This window comes from Kangiella japonica, from assembly GCF_039523535.1.
In the GTDB taxonomy this organism is placed as follows: Bacteria; Pseudomonadota; Gammaproteobacteria; order Enterobacterales; family Kangiellaceae; genus Kangiella; species Kangiella japonica.
In genome coordinates this window covers 1-16,171 of record NZ_BAAAFM010000004.1, presented here as the reverse complement: position 1 = coordinate 16,171, position 16,171 = coordinate 1, and the positions used below count along the sequence as shown (strand labels likewise).

Below are 16,171 nucleotides of genomic sequence, written 5' to 3'. Positions count from 1 at the left end.
CGAAAGCCTGAGCTGAACCGCCGTATACTTTTGCTAATACTGTACAGATCGCCGCAGTCAACGTCGTTTTACCATGGTCTACGTGACCAATCGTACCAACGTTAACGTGTGGCTTATTACGTTCAAATTTCTCTTTAGCCATTTTTCAATTCCTCTAATTCTCTGGAACTATAAATTTAAAAGTTAAGAATTCTTGCTAATTACTTCTTCAGCAATGTTCATTGGAGCTTCAGCATAATGCGCGAACTCCATCGTAAAGCTTGCGCGGCCTTGTGACAAACTACGTACGTCTGTCGCATAACCAAACATTTCTGATAACGGTACTTCTGCGTCAATTACCTTACCAGTAGAGTTTTCACCCATACCTTTTACTAGTCCACGACGACGGTTAAGGTCACCCATAACGTCACCCATGTACTCTTCAGGAGTAACAACTTCTACTTTCATCATTGGCTCAAGTAACGCAGGGTTAGCTGTTGATGCTGCATTTTTAACCGCCAAACTACCAGCAATCTTAAACGCCATCTCGTTAGAGTCAACATCGTGGTAAGAACCATCATAAAGCGTTGCTTTAACGTCTAACACTGGGAAACCAGCGATGATACCGTTTTCAAGCTGCTCTTCGATACCTTTCTGTACAGCACCGATGTATTCTTTCGGTACCACACCACCAACGATCTCGTTCACGAACACAAAACCAGTGCCTGGCTCTTGTGGCTCAAGTTTCACCCAAACGTGACCATACTGACCGCGACCACCTGATTGACGAACGAATTTACCTTCGACTTCAACAGTGTTACGGATAGACTCACGATAAGCTACCTGAGGCGCACCAATGTTTGCTTCAACTTTGAACTCACGCTTCATACGGTCAACAAGAATGTCCAAGTGTAGCTCACCCATACCAGAAATAATGGTTTGGCCCGACTCTTCGTCAGTTTGTACACGGAATGATGGATCTTCTTGTGCCAACTTACCTAAAGCAATACCCATCTTTTCTTGGTCAGCTTTAGTTTTTGGCTCAACCGCAACCGAGATTACTGGCTCAGGGAACTCCATACGCTCAAGGATAATTTTGCTATCTAGAGCACATAAAGTATCACCAGTCGTTACGTCCTTAAGACCAACACCAGCAGCGATATCGCCTGCGCGAACTTCTTTAATTTCTTCACGGCTATTTGAGTGCATCTGTACAATACGACCGATACGCTCTTTCTTGTCTTTAACTGAGTTATATACGTGGTCACCCGAGTTAATAACACCTGAGTAAACACGGAAGAAAGTCAAAGTACCCACGAATGGATCAGTCGCAATTTTGAACGCTAATGCAGCAAATGGAGCATTGTCGTCAGCTTCACGAGTTTCGATTTCTTCACTATCAAGGTCAACAGTACCCTGAATTGCTTTTACTTCAGTTGGCGAAGGCATATATTCAATTGCTGCATCAAGAAGGGCTTGAACACCTTTGTTCTTAAATGCAGAACCGCCAAAGACAGGGATGATTTCGTTCGCTAATGTTCGCGTACGAATACCTTGCTTAATTTCTTCTTCAGTAAGCTCGCCACCTTCAAGATATTTTTCCATAATCTCTTCAGAAGCTTCAGCAGCGGTCTCAACCATGTATTCACGCATTTCTGCACACTTGTCAACAAGATCTGCAGGAATATCTTCGTACTTGAATGTTAAGCCGTTATCTTCTTCGTTCCAGATGATTGCTTTCATCTTAACTAAGTCAACAACACCTTTGAACTCGTCTTCTGAACCAATCGTCATTTGCATTGGTACAGCTGTAGCGCCTAGACGTTCACGAAGTTGTGAAACAACCATTTCAAAGTCTGCACCGGTACGGTCCATTTTGTTGACGAAAACCATACGAGGAACTTCGTATTTATTCGCCTGACGCCATACCGTTTCAGTCTGTGGTTGAACGCCTGACGAACCACAAAGTACAACTACAGCACCATCAAGTACACGTAAGGAACGTTCTACTTCAATCGTGAAGTCAACGTGTCCAGGTGTGTCAATGATGTTGATACGGTGCTCATCAAACTGAGCATCCATGCCGCGCCAGAAAGTAGTAGTAGCAGCCGAAGTAATGGTAATACCACGCTCCTGCTCCTGCTCCATCCAATCCATAGTCGCGGCGCCATCGTGTACTTCACCAATCTTGTGAGAAAGGCCAGTGTAAAAAAGGATACGCTCAGTTGTTGTCGTTTTACCGGCATCAACGTGCGCACAGATACCAATGTTACGGTATCTTTTGATCGGGGTTTTACGTGCCACAATAAACTCCTTGGATTACCAACGGAAATGCGAGAAAGCTTTGTTAGCTTCAGCCATACGGTGAACATCTTCACGCTTTCTGACTGCTGAACCACGGCTTTCAATTGCATCTAGAACTTCACCAGCTAAACGCTCACGCATAGATTTTTCACTACGGTTACGAGCAGCGTCTGTTAACCAACGCATAGCTAGCGCAGTCTGACGAGCAGGGCGAACTTCAACTGGTACTTGGTAGGTAGAACCACCAACACGGCGAGACTTAACCTCCACCATAGGGCGGATGTTTTCTAAGCCTTTTTCAAACATTTCGAGCGGTTCTTCACCTGATTTCTTTTCTGAAATGATATCTAGTGCACCATAAACGATTTTTTCTGCAACAGACTTTTTACCGTCAAGCATCAAAACGTTGATGAACTTAGTTAACAATTCACTACCGAATTTAGGATCAGGAAGGACTTCGCGTTTTGCGACAACACGTCTTCTTGGCATGTTAAATTTTCCTCATGCATGTGTAACTTCAGGACAATCCAGAATAAGCTGTTACGGAACTTATCTGGCCTTACTCACATAGTGAAATAGCTGATCGACTGATCAGCTACTAGACTACTCTCTAATTGTATGGCTCTAACATGTCATTAACGTTAAAGCCTATAGTCAGCGTTAACTGACTTTTAATTTACGAATGCCAAGCCGCTAAACAATAATTTAACTAGCCTAACAAAAGAAATTAACCTTTAGGTTTCTTAGCACCGTACTTAGAACGACCTTGCTTACGGTCTTTAACGCCGGCTAAATCTAAGCTACCGCGAACACAGTGATAACGTACACCTGGCAAATCCTTTACACGACCGCCACGTATCAATACAACACTGTGCTCTTGAAGGTTGTGACCTTCACCACCGATGTATGAAGAAACTTCATAACCGTTGGTTAAACGAACACGCGCAACTTTACGAAGTGCTGAGTTCGGCTTTTTAGGTGTTGTTGTGTATACACGAGTACATACACCACGTTTTTGAGGACAAGCTTCCAAAGCTGGAACGTTTGTCTTCTGAACCTGCTTAACGCGAGGTTTTCTTACAAGCTGATTAATAGTAGCCATTAATTCAATTCTCTATATCTGGTTCACGCTTTATACAGCGCGCCTTTATACGGACGTCCATTACGGACGAAGTACCTATGGGCGCGCTATTCTAAAGAGGTCCTAATGGGTTGTCAAGCCTGCTCAATGTTTAACCATCAAGCAGACACAAGCACTTAAGCCTCGCTATCTTCCATTGAGCTAAGTTCATCTGATAGAGCTTGCTCAACGTCATCTGCTGATGGACCTACAACATCTTCAATTTGTAGGTCAGCAGCACGTTTGCGACGACGATTCTCATGGTATGTCAAACCAGTACCAGCTGGAATTAGACGTCCCACAATTACGTTTTCTTTCAATCCGTTCAAGTCATCCATCTTACCGCTAACAGCCGCTTCGGTAAGAACACGAGTCGTTTCCTGGAATGATGCCGCCGAGATAAACGACTCAGTTGCTAAAGAAGCCTTAGTAATACCCATCAAGACTCTTTCGAACTTGATAGTTTCCTTGCCTTCTTCACGCAATTTGTCGTTTGCTTCAAGCACTCTTATGACTTCCATTTGATCACCTTTTAGGAAGCGAGAGTCACCTGGGTCCGTTACAGTACACTTGCGTAACATTTGACGGATTACAACTTCAATGTGCTTATCGTTAATACCTACACCTTGTAGACGATAAACTTCTTGAACTTCATTCACGATGTAACGCGCAAGCTCTGTAATTCCTTTAAGACGTAAAATATCATGAGGGTTATCTGCACCGTCAGATACAACCTCACCTTTTTCAACCTTCTCACCTTCAAAGATGTTCAGTTGACGCCATTTAGGAATTAATTCTTCATAAGTTTCATCGCTATCGTGAGGAGTAATCACTAAACGACGCTTACCTTTTGTTTCTTTACCAAAGCTCACGGTACCTGAAATTTCAGCAAGAATTGCTGACTCTTTAGGTTTACGAGCTTCAAACAGGTCGGCTACTCGAGGTAGACCACCCGTAATATCTTTTGTTTTTGAACTTTCTTGAGGAATACGAGCAATCGCATCACCAATACTTACTTCAGCACCATCTTCCAAGCTTACAATTGCGTTTGCTGGTAAGAAGTAAACCGCTGGCATATCCGTACCTGGGATGCACAACTCTTTTCCTTTCTTATCCAATAACTTAATTGCAGGTTTAACGTCTGTAGACTTACTACCTGTACGTTGCTTGTTTTCAGTTATAACAATTGAACTTAAGCCAGTTAATTCATCCGTCTGACGCTCAATGTTGACACCTTCAATCATGTCAATGAACTGAATCTTACCATCTAGCTCAGTTATAATTGGGTGAGTGTGCGGATCCCAGTTAGCAACGATGTCGCCACCTTTTGCCACTTCACCTTCTTTCTTCGCTAGGACAGTACCATAAGGAAGTTTATAACGCTCACGCTCACGGCCAAACTCATCAACAACGTTTAGTTCAGATGAACGTGAAACGATAACTTGCTTACCGTCTTTACGCTCAACCGTTTTAGCGTTATTTAGACGTAAAGTACCGTCATTTTTAATTTGAACGTTATTGTCTGCAGATGCTCTTGAAGCCGCACCACCAATGTGGAACGTACGCATCGTAAGCTGTGTACCCGGCTCACCAATAGATTGAGCTGCGATAACACCAACCGACTCACCGTGGTTAATAATGTGACCACGAGCCAAATCACGACCATAACATGCAGCACAAACACCGGTACGAGTTTCACACGTAATAACAGAGCGAACTTTAACTTCGTCGACCGAGTTCTGCTCAAGAATCTCTACCCATTTCTCATCCAGTAAAGTGCCAGCTTCTGCTAATACTTCGTCTGAACCTGGTACGTAGACATGATCAGCAACTACACGACCTAGTACACGCTCACGTAATGGCTCAACAACGTCCCCACCTTCAATCAGTGGCGTCATGAATAGACCATTTTCAGTACCACAATCATCCGTGGTAATCACCATATCTTGCGCAACGTCAACTAAACGACGAGTTAAGTAACCCGAGTTTGCTGTTTTCAGTGCAGTATCGGCCAAACCTTTACGAGCACCGTGCGTCGAAATAAAGTACTGAGTTACGTCCAGACCTTCACGGAAGTTTGCGGTAATTGGCATCTCAATAATCGAGCCATCCGGCTTAGCCATCAGACCACGCATACCAGCTAGCTGTCGAATCTGAGCGGCACTACCACGAGCACCTGAATCTGCCATCATAAAGATTGAGTTGAAAGATGGCTGTGTAACTGTTTCGCCGTCTTTTGTTACAACCTCATCATTACCGATGTGGTCCATCATCGCTTTCGCAACTTTTTCGTTGGTGTGAGACCAAATATCAACAACTTTGTTGTAACGCTCACCTTGAGTCACGAGACCCGAGTTGAACTGATCTTGAATCTCTGCAACTTCAGCTTCTGCTGCTTCGATAATTCCGGCTTTAACGTCTGGAATCGCCATGTCTTCGATACCAACCGAAGTACCTGAGCGAGTCGCATAAGAGAAGCCTGTGTACATCAATTGGTCAGCGAAAATAACTGTCGCTTTCAATCCACGCTCACGATAACAAGTGTTAACCAAACGAGAAATTGCTTTCTTGGTCATTGGTTGGTTCACTAATGTGAAACTAATGCCTTCTGGAACAATTCCCCATAATAGAGAGCGACCGACGGTTGTTTCAACAAGCTCTAGTGATTCTGTTCGGTTTTCATTTTCGTCGAAATCAACCATAGGTAGACGTACTTTCACTTTAGCGTGTAGATCTACAGCACCGTTAGCATAAGCACGTTGGACTTCGTCAGCATCAACGAAGACCATACCTTCACCTTTAGCGTTAACACGATCACGTGTTAAGTAGTACAAACCAAGTACAACGTCCTGAGTAGGAACGATAATTGGTTCACCGTTTGCTGGCGAAAGAATGTTGTTAGTCGACATCATCAACGCGCGTGACTCTAACTGAGCTTCAAGCGTTAATGGAACGTGAACCGCCATTTGGTCACCATCAAAGTCGGCGTTGTAAGCTGTACAGACTAACGGGTGAAGCTGAATCGCTTTACCTTCAATCAATACAGGTTCGAATGCCTGAATACCAAGACGGTGAAGTGTTGGTGCACGGTTTAGAAGAACTGGATGCTCACGAATCACTTCTTCTAGAATGTCCCAAACGATTGGCTCTTCACGCTCAACCATCTTCTTAGCAGCTTTGATAGTAGTCGCCAGACCACGAAGCTCAAGCTTGCTGTAGATGAATGGTTTAAATAATTCCAATGCCATCTTCTTAGGAAGACCACACTGATGCAATTTCAATGTTGGGCCTACTACGATCACCGAACGACCAGAGTAGTCAACACGCTTACCAAGAAGGTTCTGACGGAAACGACCTTGCTTACCTTTGATCATGTCTGCCAAAGATTTCAATGGACGTTTGTTAGAACCGGTAATGGCACGACCGCGACGACCGTTATCAAGTAGCGCATCCACCGACTCCTGTAACATACGCTTTTCGTTACGTACGATAATATCAGGAGCGTTTAAGTCTAATAGTCGCTTCAATCGGTTGTTACGGTTGATAACACGACGGTATAAATCGTTCAAATCAGATGTTGCAAAACGGCCACCATCAAGCGGTACTAATGGTCGCAAATCTGGTGGAAGAACAGGTAATACCTTCATGATCATCCATTGTGGATCGTTACCCGACTCAATGAATGCTTCTAATAATTTAAGACGCTTACTTAATTTCTTAAGCTTGGTCTCAGAATTCGTTGATGGAATTTCTTCTTCACGAATGCGGTGTGCTTCTTCTTTTAAATCAATATGATCAAGAAGATCACTTACAGCTTCGGCACCCATCTTAGCTTCGAAGTCATCACCAAACTCTTCTAACGCATCAAGATAGCCTTCTTCACTTAGAAGTTGGCCCGTCTCAAGGGTTGTCATGCCTGGGTCAGTAACAACAAACGCTTCGAAATAGAGTACGCGCTCGATATCACGTAGCGTCATATCCATCAGCATACCAATACGGCTTGGTAGTGATTTCAAGAACCAAATATGCGCCACTGGACACGCTAGGTCAATGTGACCCATACGCTCACGACGTACTTTGGTAAGCGTGACTTCAACACCACATTTCTCACAAATAATACCGCGGTGCTTTAGACGCTTATATTTACCACATAAACATTCGTAGTCTTTTACTGGGCCAAAGATTTTGGCACAGAACAAACCGTCACGTTCCGGTTTAAAGGTACGATAGTTAATGGTCTCAGGCTTTTTTACTTCACCGTAAGACCAAGAGCGGATTTGATCCGGTGACGCTAATCCAATACGGATAGCATCAAACTCTTCGGATTGACTCTGCTGCTTAACTAAATTTAATAAGTCTTTCACAATCGTTCTCCTGCTGGAGTTAAAACCTTTGTCCTAAATACCTCGGAGTTACTGATGTTACTCCGAGGCGATGGAGTATATTTTAGGCCTATGCCTTACTCGTCATGCTCGAGTTCAATATTGATAGCTAGAGACTTGATCTCTTTAGTCAATACGTTGAACGATTCTGGCATGCCTGGCTCCATATGATGATTACCATCAACGATATTTTTGTACATACGTGTACGACCGTTAACGTCATCAGACTTAACCGTTAGCATTTCTTGAAGTGTGTAAGCTGCGCCATAAGCTTCAAGTGCCCAAACTTCCATCTCACCAAAACGCTGACCACCGAACTGAGCTTTACCGCCCAATGGCTGTTGTGTAACAAGACTGTACGAACCGGTAGAACGAGCGTGCATTTTGTCATCAACTAAGTGGTTTAGTTTCAGCATGTACATGTAACCGACAGTCACTGGTCGCTCAAACTTATCACCAGTACGACCATCGTATAACCAAGTCTGACCCGATTTTGGTAGCTCAGCTAATTCGAACATTGCATGAATGTCTTTTTCGCCAGCCCCATCAAATACTGGTGTCGCCATTGGTACACCGGCACGTAGATTGTTGGCCATGTTCATCACTTCTTCATCAGTAAGCTCTGACAGATCAACTTTCTTATCGTCACGGTGGTTGTAGACTTTATTCAAGAACGACTTAACCGTTTTCGGTGCTTTACCGGTATCTAACAGTTCACCGATTTTTTCACCAACGCCTTTTGCCGCCCAACCAAGGTGAGTCTCAAGGACCTGACCAATATTCATTCGTGATGGTACACCCAGTGGGTTCAACACGATATCAACTGGCACACCCTTATCATCGTATGGCATGTCTTCAATCGGAACGATGTTAGAAATAACACCTTTGTTACCGTGACGACCAGCCATCTTATCACCAGGCTGAATGCGACGTTTAACAGCAAGATATACCTTAACGATTTTTTGGACGCCAGGCTGTAAATCATCACCTTGAGTGATTTTGATTTTTTGGATCTCAAACTGTTTATCGTATTCTTTACGCTGCTCTGCAAGATAGTTAGCAAGGTTCTCAAGCGCTTGCTGTTTTTCTTCAACGCGTAACTGAATGTCTAAGTACTGTTTTGGCTCTAATTCGTCCAAGTAGTCAGCAGTAATTTTGCTACCTTTCTTAAGACGGTTAGGACCTTTTTCAGCAACACAACCCATAACCAGGTTACGTGCACGCTGATAGATGCTTTCCGCCAAAATACGGAACTCATCGTTAATGTCTTTCTTGGCCGCAGCTACTTCGCTATTTTCAATTTCTTTCGCACGAGCATCCTTCTCGACACCGTCACGTGTAAAGACTTGAACGTCAATTACTGTACCGTGTGTTGAAGTACCTACGCGCAAAGAAGTATCTTTAACGTCTGAAGCTTTTTCACCAAAAATTGCTCTCAGAAGTTTTTCTTCTGGAGTCAATTGAGTTTCACCTTTAGGAGTTACTTTACCCACTAAGATGTCACCAGGCTTAACTTCTGCGCCAATATAAACAATACCTGACTCGTCAAGCTTGCTTAAAGCACTCTCACCTACGTTAGGAATGTCTGAAGTAATTTCTTCAGGGCCCAACTTAGTATCACGTGAAATACAGGTTAGTTCTTGAATATGAATACTGGTGAAACGGTCTTCCTGAACAACGTTCTCAGAAATTAGGATCGAATCCTCAAAGTTGTAACCATTCCAAGGCATGAATGCCACACGCATGTTTTGACCTAGCGCTAACTCACCTAAGTCAGTAGACGGGCCATCTGCCAAGACGTCACCACGCTCAACAATATCACCTTGCTTTACGATTGGACGTTGGTTAATACAAGTGTTCTGGTTAGAACGCGTGTACTTAGTAAAGTTGTAGATATCAACACCAGAGTCGTTATCTCCTACTTCATCTTCATGAGCACGGATAACCACACGGCTAGCGTCAACCTGATCAACAATACCACCACGCTTAGCTGCTACAACAACACCAGAGTCAACCGCTACGGCACGTTCCATACCAGTACCGACTAACGGCTTTTCAGCACGTAAAGTTGGAACAGCTTGACGTTGCATGTTTGAACCCATCAATGCACGGTTCGCATCATCGTGCTCAAGGAATGGAATCATACTTGCTGCAACAGACACGATCTGTTGAGGCGAAACGTCCATATACTCAACTTGATCAGGAGTCGCTAACATGAACTCGCCTTGATTACGAGATGGTACTAATTCATCGCTGAATTTACCGTCTTTATCCAAGTTGGCGTTTGCCTGTGCAATGATGAATTTACCTTCATCAATAGCCGATAAGTAATCAACGATATCCGTTGGCTTGCCGTCTTTAACACGACGATATGGTGTTTCTAAGAAACCATAATCGTTGGTTCGTGCATAGCATGCTAGAGAGTTGATCAAACCAATGTTTGGCCCCTCTGGAGTTTCAATCGGACAAACACGGCCATAGTGAGTTGGGTGTACGTCTCGAACCTCGAAGCCCGCACGCTCACGCGTTAAACCACCAGGACCTAATGCAGAAACACGACGCTTGTGCGTAATCTCTGACAATGGGTTATTTTGATCCATAAATTGCGACAGCTGGCTCGAACCGAAGAATTCTTTAACGGCTGCCGAAACAGGCTTAGCGTTAATTAAATCTTGTGGCATCAAGTTTTCGCTTTCTGCTTGTGATAAACGCTCTTTTACAGCGCGCTCTACACGTACTAAACCAACACGGAATTGGTTTTCAGCCATTTCACCAACACAACGAATACGACGGTTACCTAAATGGTCGATATCATCAACAGTACCGTTACCGTTACGGATATCGATCAAGGTTTTCATCACATCAATGATGTCTTGGTTAGATAGCGTACCTTCGCCTTCAATCTCATCACGTCCAACACGACGGTTGAACTTCATGCGCCCTACACGAGATAGGTCGTAACGCTCTTGATTGAAGAATAGGTTTTCGAATAAACCTTCTGCAGCTTCTTGCGTTGGTGGTTCACCAGGACGCATCATGCGGTAGATTTCTACTTTCGCTTCTAGCGCTGATTTGGTTGAGTCGATGCGTAAAGTATCCGACATGTACGGGCCATGATCTAAGTCATTGGTATACAATGTTGGCACGTCTGTAACGTTTGCATCGATTAATGCTTCTAATAACTCTTCTGTGATCTCAGAGTTAGCTTCTGCGATAACTTCACCAGAGTCTTTATCGATGATATCAGTAGCAAGGGCACGGCCATAGATGTACTCTGTTGGTACGTCTAGTTTTTTAACGCCGGCTTTTTCAAGTTGAGAAATATGACGTGGCGTAATGCGACGACCTTCTTCAACAATGACCTTGCCTTTAGCTTTAATATCAAAAGTAGCAGTTTCACCACGTAAACGAGTTGGCACTAATTCTAACTGAATGCCACCCTCTTTAGTGATGTAGAAGTTATTACGCTCGAAGAACATATCCAGCATATCTTGCGTTGAATACTCAAGGGCACGCAAAATAATTGACGCTGGTAATTTACGGCGACGGTCGATTCGCACGTATAGCATATCTTTTGGATCAAACTCGAAGTCCAACCAAGAACCACGGTAAGGAATTACACGAGCTTGGTAAAGTAGTTTACCTGAGCTGTGTGTTTTGCCTCGATCTGAGTCGAAGAAAACACCTGGACTACGGTGTAACTGAGAAACAATAACACGTTCTGTTCCGTTGATAACAAAAGTACCATTTCCTGTCATTAACGGTAACTCACCCATGAACACTTCTTGCTCACGGATGTCTTTAACTTTTTTCGTTTTAGAATCTTTATCGTAGATTACTAAACGGATTTTTACGCGCAACGGCGCAGAATAAGTAATGCCACGAATCTGACATTCCTTAACATTGAATACTGGCTCACCCATTGAGTAGCTTACGTACTCAAGAGCTGCATTACCTGAATAGCTTTCAATAGGGAAGATTGATTTGAACGCTGAGTCCAAACCTGAATCGTTATCGCCTTTTGGCTCAAGGAATTCACGGTATGAATCCAATTGAATTGCCAACAGATAAGGCACATCGAGAATATTTGAACGTCGACCAAAATCCTTGCGGATTCGTTTTTTCTCAGTGTAAGAATATGCCATTTGGGTTCCTCGGCTCGCTAACTTTAACTCGTTTAGTTTGTCTGCTAAGAGTGAATCTCTTGCGACAAAAGTGGTTCACACCACGTACCGTTTTTTAACGGCAAAAAGGCCGGTGACATTGTCACCAGCCATTTTGGATCATTCGCTGTCGTTAATTGACATCAAGTAATAACTGATTATTACTTAACTTCAACTTCCGCGCCAGCTTCTTCCAATTGCTTCTTAACGTCTTCAGCTTCGTCTTTCTCAACGCCTTCTTTAACAGCAACAGGAGCGCCTTCAACCATGTCTTTAGCTTCTTTTAAGCCAAGACCAGTGATGCCGCGGATAGCTTTAATTACTGCTACTTTGTTTGCGCCGAAGCTTTTCATTACTACGTCAAATTCAGTCTGCTCAGCTGCTGCTTCCGCACCGCCTGCTGCAGGACCAGCTACTGCAACTGCTGCTGCCGCTGATACGCCGAATTTTTCTTCCATTGCTTCAACAAGTTCAACAACGTCCATTACGCTCATTTCAGCAATAGCGTTTAAGATATCATCTTTAGATAGAGCCATTTTCAGTCTCCTGGGTAAATAATTTCAATTATAAATAAAAATTTAAACTACGATCTAACAGTATTCGTAGTGAAAATATTAAGCTGCTTCTTGCTTCTGATCGCGAACGGCTGCAACAGCACGAGTAACCTTGCTTGGTACTTCGTTGAAAGTACGAGCAAGTTTCGTGATAGGTGCAATCATTACGCTCATTAGCGACGCAAGCGCTTCGTCTCTTGTTGGCAATGCGGCAATCGCGTCTAAACGCTCAGGACCATGCATTTCACCAGCAATTGACAAACCAGTTACCTGTAGTAAATCATTCTCTTTTGCGAAGTCTTTGAAAAGACGTGCAGCCGCACCAGGTGCGTCAATCGAGAATGCATAAACTAGAGGACCAGTTAGTGCATCTTGCATACAAGCGAACTCTGTATCTTCAACAGCGCGACGAGCTAACGTGTTACGAACAACACGTACATATACGTTGCTTTCACGTGCTTTCACGCGAAGCGCAGTCATCTGCTCAACTGTTAAACCGCGGTACTCAGCAATAACGGCTGAAAGGGCTGTCTTTGCTACTTCGTTTACCTCAGTAACAATAGCCTTCTTGCCTTCTAGTCCAAGTGCCACTAGTTCACCTCCGATTGTTTCAAACCAGGCCGAAGCTAGGTCTGAGTTACAGTTTTGATAAGGCGAGCCTTATCCTTTGAGTCACGGTGAACGATTCCACTATAAAAGTTTCATCAAGGTTTCACCGTCTGCGTAGGCTCAAGATATAAAATACCTCATAGAATTAAACCAACTCATCGTTACTAAGACAGCTATTAATAAGCTTCATAGCTATCGACTCGTCAGTGCCTACGGTCTTTGACGGTTCCCTGAATTACTTTTAAAACCCAGGAAACCCAAAGCCCTTTAATTTAAATTAATCATAAAATGTTGATTAACTTAAAAGTTGGTTCAAATATTTTTAAAACTACCTAAACCGAATTCTTTCTTGGCTCAACAATCTGAGCCAAATTGCTAACAATATTAGTCTTTTAAAGAAATAGAAGACTTGTCTAGTGTTAAGCCAGGACCCATTGTTGAAGATAAAGAAATCTTCTTTAAATAAGTACCTTTTGATGACGCTGGTTTTGCTTTCTTAAGCGCAATTAAAAGTGACGTTAAGTTTTCTTCTAACTGCTCAGCGCCAAAGCTTACTTTACCGATTGCAGCGTGAACGATACCGTTCTTATCTGCACGGTATTGAACCTGACCTGCTTTAGCATTTTTCACTGCAGTAGCAACGTCTGGAGTTACCGTACCCACTTTAGGGTTAGGCATTAAGCCTTTAGGACCTAAGATTTGACCAAGCTGACCAACAACACGCATAGCGTCTGGGCTAGCAATTACTACGTCAAAGTCCATGTTGCCTTTTTTAACTTCTTCAGCTAAGTCTTCCATACCAACAACGTCAGCTCCGGCTTCTTTAGCAGCATCAGCGTTAGTTGTGAATACTGCAACGCGGACGTCTTTACCAGTCCCGTTAGGAAGAACTGTAGCACCACGTACAACCTGGTCTGATTTACGCGGGTCAATACCAAGGTTTACCGCAACTTCTACGCTTTCATCAAATTTAACGCTTGAAACGTCTTTTAATAAAGCAATAGCTTCAGCGGCTTGGAATACTGTGCGCTCACCAACTTTCTCATTGATTGCGCGAATACGTTTACTTTGCTTAGCCATGGTCTTATACCTCCGCGTCAACGCCCATAGAGCGCGCTGTACCAGCAATAGTGCGAACTGCAGCGTCCATATCAGCTGCTGTTAGATCTGGTTCTTTCATTTTTGCAATTTCTTCTAATTGCTCGCGAGTGATCTTGCCCACTTTCTTAGTGTTTGGCGTACCACTACCAGACTTAACACCAATCGCTTTAAGGATTAGTACTGCCGCAGGAGGAGTTTTAGTAACAAACGTAAAACTACGATCGTTATAAACTGTGATTACTACAGGAGTTGGAAGACCTTTTTCTAGCTTTTCTGTTTCCGCGTTGAACGCTTTACAGAATTCCATGATGTTAACACCGTGTTGACCTAATGCAGGACCAACTGGTGGACTTGGGTTTGCCATACCGGCACCAACTTGCAGCTTAATATAAGCTTCGACTTTCTTAGCCATGTTTCACCTCTTTATGGGTACAATCGCTATTGCTAGCTCCCCGTTTTGCAAAGACAAAAAAGCGCTCCCCAGAATAAGCTTACCAAATTGATAAACCAAACAGAGATCGCTTTATGTATAAATTTGTTGCCTAGCCTTTTTCGACTTGGCTAAATTCCAATTCTACAGGAGTTGAGCGTCCAAAGATAGATACTGACACCTGTAAACGGCTTTTTTCGTAGTTGACTGATTCAACTACACCGTTAAAGTCGGCAAATGGACCATCTGTAACACGAACCATTTCGCCTGCTTCAAACAATACTTTCGGTCTTGGCTTATCCGTACCATCTTCGAGACGGTTAAGAATAGCATCGGCCTCTTTTTTGGAAATTGGAGCTGGACGGTCTGATGTACCGCCGATAAAGCCCATTACACGCGGCGTGTTTCGCACCACTTGCCAAGCTTCTTCACTCATTTCCATTTCTACAAGGACGTAACCTGGAAAGAATTTACGTTCACTTTTACGCTTCTGACCTGCGCGCATCTCAACCACTTCCTCGGTTGGGACTAGCACTTCACCAAAGCTATCCTGCAAACCAGCAAGCTCTATACGCTCCTGAAGCAAGTTTTTAACTTTGTTTTCATAGCCTGAAAAGGCTTGAACTACGTACCAGCGTAATGCCATGTGACGTCTCCTAACCCAAGATTGGCTGTATTAAAAAGCTATTGATTAACCAATCTAACAACCACAAGAAAGCACCAAGGATGATAATCATGATGATAACCACAATTGTCATTCGAGTTGTCTCATTGGTTTTTGGCCAAATAACTTTGCGTAATTCAGTACGAGCGCCTTTAACAAACTGCCAAAGCGCTTTACCTTTAGCAGTCAGCATAGCAACTGCGATGGCAATTACAACTGCCGCAATAACGATACCAGCACGAATTAAGATCGATTGTTCAACTAGAACGTTAAAAGCATAAATACCACCAAATAAGATGGCAAAAGCTACGATCCACTTCACAGAGTCTAATTTTGATGGTTCCGTGTTTGCTTGTGCACTCATGAATAAAACCTTTATCAACAGCCACTTACTTTATTTTCGACTCCGAACAGTTGAAGTCTTATCGATTAGAAGTGGCAGGCCAGGAGGGACTCGAACCCCCAACTTTCGGTTTTGGAGACCGACGCTCTACCAATTGAACTACTGGCCTTTAAACTGATTGTCTAAAATAAGGCCGTGAATTATACAATGTCTCGCTTGAATTGCAATTCTTTATTACTAATTTATCTAAAGAATGTGCCATCTCAAGAAATCGTATAAAAAACGGTACTTTACGATCACTTCGCTTTATCACAAGTCAGTAAATCTCAATGCTGTATTTACCTGACTTAGGGTAAAACAAAACTAGTCAATTTCAGACCCTTTCATAATAAAGGGCACCGAAGTGCCCTTGATCGCCACGAATGGCGAGAATGCAGAAAATGCACGGATGCAATCTTCTGCTAAGCTTGTCGCTTATGTCGAACTAAAATCTTACTCGTGGATTTTAGATACAACACCCGC

The 16,171-nt window shown here is 43.3% G+C and carries 12 protein-coding genes and 1 tRNA gene; all 13 read right to left on the bottom strand.

What is annotated here, in order from left to right:
* The coding region (locus ABD128_RS09065) for a GTP-binding protein (RefSeq protein ID WP_343986613.1) at positions 1-142 on the bottom strand (142 nt) is incomplete at its 3' end.
* 41 nt (positions 143-183) lie between these two features.
* Complete coding sequence (fusA, locus tag ABD128_RS09060; protein WP_343989423.1) at positions 184-2,283, bottom strand: elongation factor G; 2,100 nt, start codon at positions 2,281-2,283, stop codon at positions 184-186.
* Positions 2,284-2,298: 15 nt separating this feature from the next.
* Entirely contained in the window at positions 2,299-2,772 is a 474-nt protein-coding gene (gene rpsG, locus ABD128_RS09055; RefSeq protein ID WP_343989421.1) for a 30S ribosomal protein S7, read from the bottom strand.
* 238 nt (positions 2,773-3,010) lie between these two features.
* The gene (gene rpsL, locus ABD128_RS09050) at positions 3,011-3,385 is read right to left on the bottom strand and encodes a 30S ribosomal protein S12 (RefSeq protein WP_343989419.1); all 375 of its coding nucleotides are present in this window, start codon (positions 3,383-3,385) and stop codon (positions 3,011-3,013) included.
* A gap of 155 nt (positions 3,386-3,540) precedes the next feature.
* Positions 3,541-7,767 (bottom strand): DNA-directed RNA polymerase subunit beta', encoded by a 4,227-nt coding sequence (gene rpoC / locus ABD128_RS09045; RefSeq protein ID WP_343989418.1) that lies wholly within the window; start codon positions 7,765-7,767, stop codon positions 3,541-3,543.
* A gap of 95 nt (positions 7,768-7,862) precedes the next feature.
* Entirely contained in the window at positions 7,863-11,930 is a 4,068-nt protein-coding gene (gene rpoB / locus ABD128_RS09040; protein ID WP_343989416.1) for a DNA-directed RNA polymerase subunit beta, read from the bottom strand.
* A gap of 179 nt (positions 11,931-12,109) precedes the next feature.
* Complete coding sequence (gene rplL / locus ABD128_RS09035) at positions 12,110-12,484, bottom strand: 50S ribosomal protein L7/L12 (RefSeq protein ID WP_343989414.1); 375 nt, start codon at positions 12,482-12,484, stop codon at positions 12,110-12,112.
* Positions 12,485-12,562: 78 nt separating this feature from the next.
* Positions 12,563-13,093, bottom strand: coding sequence for a 50S ribosomal protein L10 (rplJ, locus tag ABD128_RS09030; protein WP_110201321.1), 531 nt, complete (start codon positions 13,091-13,093; stop codon positions 12,563-12,565).
* Positions 13,094-13,495: 402 nt separating this feature from the next.
* Entirely contained in the window at positions 13,496-14,191 is a 696-nt protein-coding gene (gene rplA, locus ABD128_RS09025; protein ID WP_343989412.1) for a 50S ribosomal protein L1, read from the bottom strand.
* Positions 14,192-14,195: 4 nt separating this feature from the next.
* Complete coding sequence (gene rplK / locus ABD128_RS09020) at positions 14,196-14,624, bottom strand: 50S ribosomal protein L11 (protein WP_110201323.1); 429 nt, start codon at positions 14,622-14,624, stop codon at positions 14,196-14,198.
* 130 nt (positions 14,625-14,754) lie between these two features.
* Entirely contained in the window at positions 14,755-15,288 is a 534-nt protein-coding gene (gene nusG / locus ABD128_RS09015) for a transcription termination/antitermination protein NusG (RefSeq protein WP_343989410.1), read from the bottom strand.
* 10 nt (positions 15,289-15,298) lie between these two features.
* The gene (gene secE / locus ABD128_RS09010) at positions 15,299-15,670 is read right to left on the bottom strand and encodes a preprotein translocase subunit SecE (RefSeq protein WP_110201325.1); all 372 of its coding nucleotides are present in this window, start codon (positions 15,668-15,670) and stop codon (positions 15,299-15,301) included.
* Positions 15,671-15,742: 72 nt separating this feature from the next.
* A tRNA-Trp gene (locus tag ABD128_RS09005) sits at positions 15,743-15,818 on the bottom strand.
* Positions 15,819-16,171 lie beyond the last annotated feature (353 nt).

What these genes read in the sequence shown, in the direction of transcription:
- secE (WP_110201325.1), bottom strand. Translation starts at nt 15,670, where the DNA reads ATGAGTGCACAAGCAAACACGGAACCATCAAAATTAGACTCTGTGAAG.
- rplK (WP_110201323.1), bottom strand. Translation starts at nt 14,624, where the DNA reads ATGGCTAAGAAAGTCGAAGCTTATATTAAGCTGCAAGTTGGTGCCGGT.
- nusG (WP_343989410.1), bottom strand. Translation starts at nt 15,288, where the DNA reads ATGGCATTACGCTGGTACGTAGTTCAAGCCTTTTCAGGCTATGAAAAC.
- rpsL (WP_343989419.1), bottom strand. Translation starts at nt 3,385, where the DNA reads ATGGCTACTATTAATCAGCTTGTAAGAAAACCTCGCGTTAAGCAGGTT.
- rpoB (WP_343989416.1), bottom strand. Translation starts at nt 11,930, where the DNA reads ATGGCATATTCTTACACTGAGAAAAAACGAATCCGCAAGGATTTTGGT.
- rplA (WP_343989412.1), bottom strand. Translation starts at nt 14,191, where the DNA reads ATGGCTAAGCAAAGTAAACGTATTCGCGCAATCAATGAGAAAGTTGGT.
- rplL (WP_343989414.1), bottom strand. Translation starts at nt 12,484, where the DNA reads ATGGCTCTATCTAAAGATGATATCTTAAACGCTATTGCTGAAATGAGC.
- rpsG (WP_343989421.1), bottom strand. Translation starts at nt 2,772, where the DNA reads ATGCCAAGAAGACGTGTTGTCGCAAAACGCGAAGTCCTTCCTGATCCT.